The organism is Boseongicola sp. (genome assembly GCF_057460485.1).
In genome coordinates this window covers 1-4316 of record NZ_JBVCWP010000308.1, presented here as the reverse complement: position 1 = coordinate 4316, position 4316 = coordinate 1, and the positions used below count along the sequence as shown (strand labels likewise).

Here is a 4316-nt window from a genome sequence, read left to right as displayed (position 1 = left end):
GGAAGGCTTCTCGCTGTACGATGCCGAAGACAAGTTGGTGGTCTCAAATTCGCGGTACCGGGAGCTTCTGGGCTTCCAGAACGGTGAAGGCATGCAGCCAGGCGAGGATTTCGAAAGCATCCTGAGGACGGCGCTTGGCCGCGAACTTATTGCCGATACCGAAGATAAGGAAAATTGGCTGCGGTCCAGAATTGAACGGCACCACAATCCCGGACCCGCGCGTATGCAGCGTTATGCCAATGGTCGGTGGATCAGGGTGAGCGAACGGAAAACACACGACGGTGGTACCGTTGCAGTCTATTCCGACTTCACGGAATTGAAGCTTCGGGAAGAAGAATTAGCGCAAAAATCCTCGCAAATGGAGCAACTGTCCAATCAGTTGGCAAAGTACCTCTCGCCGCAGGTATACGAGTCGATTTTTCAGGGACGTCAGGAAGTCAAAATCGCCGCCTCGCGCAAAAAGCTGACGGTATTCTTCTCGGATATTGTCGATTTCACGGAAACCGCGGACCGAATGGAGTCCGAAGAACTCACGCAACTTTTGAACCACTACCTTACGGAAATGTCGCAGATCGCTCTGCAACACGGAGCAACCGTCGACAAGTACATCGGAGACGCAATCGTAATTTTCTTCGGCGACCCCGAAACGCGGGGCGTTCGGGAGGATGCCAGAGCGTGCCTTCGCATGGCTGTTGAAATGCGCGAAAAGATGCGAGAATTGAAAGAAGTCTGGCGCGCTGCCGGTATCGCCCGGCCGTTGCGCTGCCGAATGGGCATTCACACCGACTTTTGCACGGTTGGTAATTTCGGCAGCGAGGACCGGCTCGACTACACCATTATCGGCAGAGGCGTAAACATCGCGTCCAGATTGGAATCTCATGCCAAACCCGGAGAAATCCTGATCTCCTATGAGACATATGCACAAATCAATGACGAATTCGCCTGCAAAGAGTTAGGTGAGATCGCGGTAAAGGGGATGTCCTATCCGGTGGCGACATATCAGGTTATCGGACCTCACCTGAAGCCCGAGGGAGCAGATCCGGATTTACAGGAGCTTGCATCCGCCAAGCGGGAAGAAATGTCCGAAGAAGAACGGCTTGCCCTGATCCAGAAACTGAAAAAAACGATAGAACGGCTATCCTGAAATTCCGGACAATGCCACCTCAGACGGTTTCCCCTGCGTCGATCACTCCAGCGCTGTGATCTGATCGTTTGCGGCCCGCAAGCGGCCTGACAAAGAGCGGACGATATTGGCCAACATCGCTTCCAGAATTTGCGGGCGATCTTTCGCGAGGCGCCGCACCTCCTCGACCGCGAAACCATAGGCCAGAACAGGCGTGTCAGCCACCGCGTTGGCGGACCGGCGGCCGCCATCAAGAAGCGCCATTTCACCGAAACTTTGCCCCGGTCCGACCGCCGCGATCCTCCGCGATTCGACCGAGGAATCGCCGAGGTGGATACTGACAGAACCGCGGGCGACAATGAAAATCAGCCGCGCCTCCTCTCCCGCGCGCAGGATCGTTTGACCGGCCTCGAAATCAAAGGTCAGAATAGCGGTTTCAAGGGTCGCCAGATCATCGCGGTCGATCCCTTGAAACAATTCCAGTTCAGACAGGCTTAGCTTTTCATCGCCGTACCGAAACCCGTGTTTTGCCAGAAGAGCATCTTCTTCGGCTTCAAGCGCATGATCGATGTCTGTGACGAAGGTGCATTTGCCTGCCGCTACCTCCTCTGAAAAAGCCTCTTGCAACCCGGCCAGATTGGGGTTTCCGATGACCTCCACAAAGGACAGTTTGCAGCCGCGTTCGGCGAGTTCTCCTACGAACTGGCGCAACAGCAACCGCGCCGCCCGATCTGCATAGGCCACGCGCCGAAGATCAAGGATGATCGCCTGACGCCCCTCAGCGAATTCGGCGGCTTGGCGGATCAGGCGCTCGACGGTGCCGAAGAACAGCGGACCCTGCACCTCGATCACCACGATGCGGTGTCCTTCTTCCAGAAGCACGTCGACCTCGCGCCGCGACCGAACGCGTTTGGACGTGACCTCGTTGCCGCGATACATGCGACGCAAGACGCTGCGCGTATCCGTGCGATCGACATAGGCGTGCAGGCTGAAATCGCGTGTGAACCGCTTGCAGACCTCGATGCCGCGCTCCGAATTACCGACGCTGTCGAGGCGCGGCGAATAGATTGCTATACCGAGCTGGCCGGGCAAAACGGCGATAGTGCCCCCCGACACCCCGCTTTTTGCCGGAAGCCCGACGTCAAACATCCACTGGCCCGCGTAATCATACATCCCGCATGTCGCCATGACGGACAGAACGTCCCGAACATTCCCGGGCGAGATCACCCGCTGTTTGGTCAAGGGATTGCGGCCATGGGCCGCCAGCGTTGCCGCCATTACCGCCATATCGCGCGTGGACACAAGTATTGAGCACTGACGAAAATACAGATCGAGCACATCTTCCGCCGGCCCTTTTATCATCCCCTTTTCAAGCATCGAATTTGCGATGGCCCGGTTCCGGTGGCCGGTTTCGCTTTCGGATCGATAGACAGCTTCGTCCATCTCCAGCGACCTGCCGGCCAAGCGACTGAGAAACGCCATCTGCTCGGCGGCCTGGTCGGCTGGCGTATTCCCGCACAGAAGCTCGCTCATGGCGATCGCGCCGGCATTGACCATCGGATTGAAGGGACGGTTATTCACATCATCGAGAATGATGGAGTTGAACGTGTCTCCGGTCGGTTCCACGCCCACCTTTTTGAGAACGGTTTCGAGCCCATGTTCCTGCAGGGCATAGCCGAACATGAAGGGCTTCGACACGGACTGAATCGTAAACGGCAAGTCTGTGTTGCCGGCGCAATAGATGGCGCCATCCACCGTTGCGACCGCGATAGCAAAATCCTCTGGATTGGCCTTGGCCAATTCCGGGATGTAATCAGCCACCGTGCCATCGCGGTTCCCGGAAACTTCCTGCAACAAGCGGCGCAAGTACCCTTCAACCGGCGAGATCGCTCCGGTGAGCGCGTCAAGCTGCGCAATATTCATTTCAAGTACATTCCTGTCACGATTCTGCATTTTCGGGCAAAGTGCAGCAGGCCGTCAAAAACCGGAATTCCGGGCCGTCACGAGCGTCGCTGGCGAGCCACCGTTTGCCCATAATTCAGGCAGCAATGCAATTGTCGCCACTTTATAAGGCAAAATAAGGCGGAGATCCCAGCTTACTTAGTCGGCCGCAGAGGTGAGCCTCAGTCGTTCGGCAGCCGATCCTTTATGGCGGCACCCCACCAAGGGTCCGGATCGCTGGTGCCCGGAATTGTGTCATCGGTGAAATAGGTAGCCAACCTACCCGTCTCAAGTCAGCTTCTTCTGACACGACCCTCAAGTCATATTCCTCTGACGGCGCCCAAACAGGCAATGTCCGGATATGGCGCTGCTTAAACTATGCTGGCAAACCGAGAGGCAAAAAAATACAATAAATTCCCACTTTCGATTTTCGGCCAAATGGCTCAATAGCGCCCGTTTTTCCTCATCAGGACATCTGCCTGTTTCTGGGCTTCGGCCAAGGCCGCGGCCACCGTCTTGGTGCCTTGAAGAGCTGCGTGGACCTCTTTCCCCAGAATGGCGACAAGGTCTGCAAACTCAGGGATCGGCGGGCGCGGCCAGATTTTCAGATCGCCCTGCTGCTCCAGTTGGTCTACCGTCCGGATGATACTGCTGAACGCCTGCACTTCCGGGTCGGCGCTGGTCGAATAGCGCGGACTGGTCAGGTTGCCATTCTGAACATAAAGCTTCATCAGTTCCGGCCGGGTCAGGTATTCCATGACCTTCCAACCGATCGCGGCGCGCTCGTCGTCCAGCGAGGCCGGCAGCGCAAGTACGAATCCGCCGACCGGTGATATTCTGGGAACGCCCGGCTTCGCGGGATGGCGCATGAATTCGACCTGGCCATGCGCCGGCGATGCCGCGTCGAGTTCGAATTTGCTGGCGCGGATCGACCAGCCATAAGTCATGGCGGCGGCCCCTTTGGAAAAAATGGCAATGCGCCGGTCCCAATCGCACCGCATACTGTCGGGATGAGCGAACTGGTTAATCTCGCGCAGGAATTCCAGGGTCTCACGCCCCGTTTCGGTATCGATCAGCGGGCGAAAATTTTCGCCAGTGATTTTTTCAACATCGAATCCGTCTTCAGTCGGCTTCAGATCGATGATCGGGCTGCCGAAATCGGCCAATGTCTGGATAAAGCTATGCGCCACCGGCGTTCCACGACCAAAATTCATAACGATACCGGACACGCCGCGCTGCGCCCGGTGCAGAG

At 56.9% G+C, this 4316-nt stretch carries 3 protein-coding genes; 1 reads left to right on the top strand and 2 read right to left on the bottom strand.

Annotation, left to right across the window (positions count from 1 at the left end; translation table 11 throughout):
• A partial coding sequence (locus tag AC221Y_RS20930; protein ID WP_486708295.1) for an adenylate/guanylate cyclase domain-containing protein occupies positions 1-1144 on the top strand: 1144 nt, incomplete at its 5' end.
• Positions 1145-1186: 42 nt separating this feature from the next.
• On the opposite strand, the gene glsA is transcribed toward AC221Y_RS20930, so the two are convergent.
• Together glsA and AC221Y_RS20920 are read right to left on the bottom strand one after the other, a co-directional pair.
• Positions 1187-3046 (bottom strand): glutaminase A, encoded by a 1860-nt coding sequence (gene glsA, locus AC221Y_RS20925; RefSeq protein WP_486708294.1) that lies wholly within the window; start codon positions 3044-3046, stop codon positions 1187-1189.
• 461 nt (positions 3047-3507) lie between these two features.
• Positions 3508-4316 (bottom strand): extracellular solute-binding protein (locus AC221Y_RS20920; RefSeq protein ID WP_486708293.1); only part of this gene is annotated, 809 nt, incomplete at its 5' end.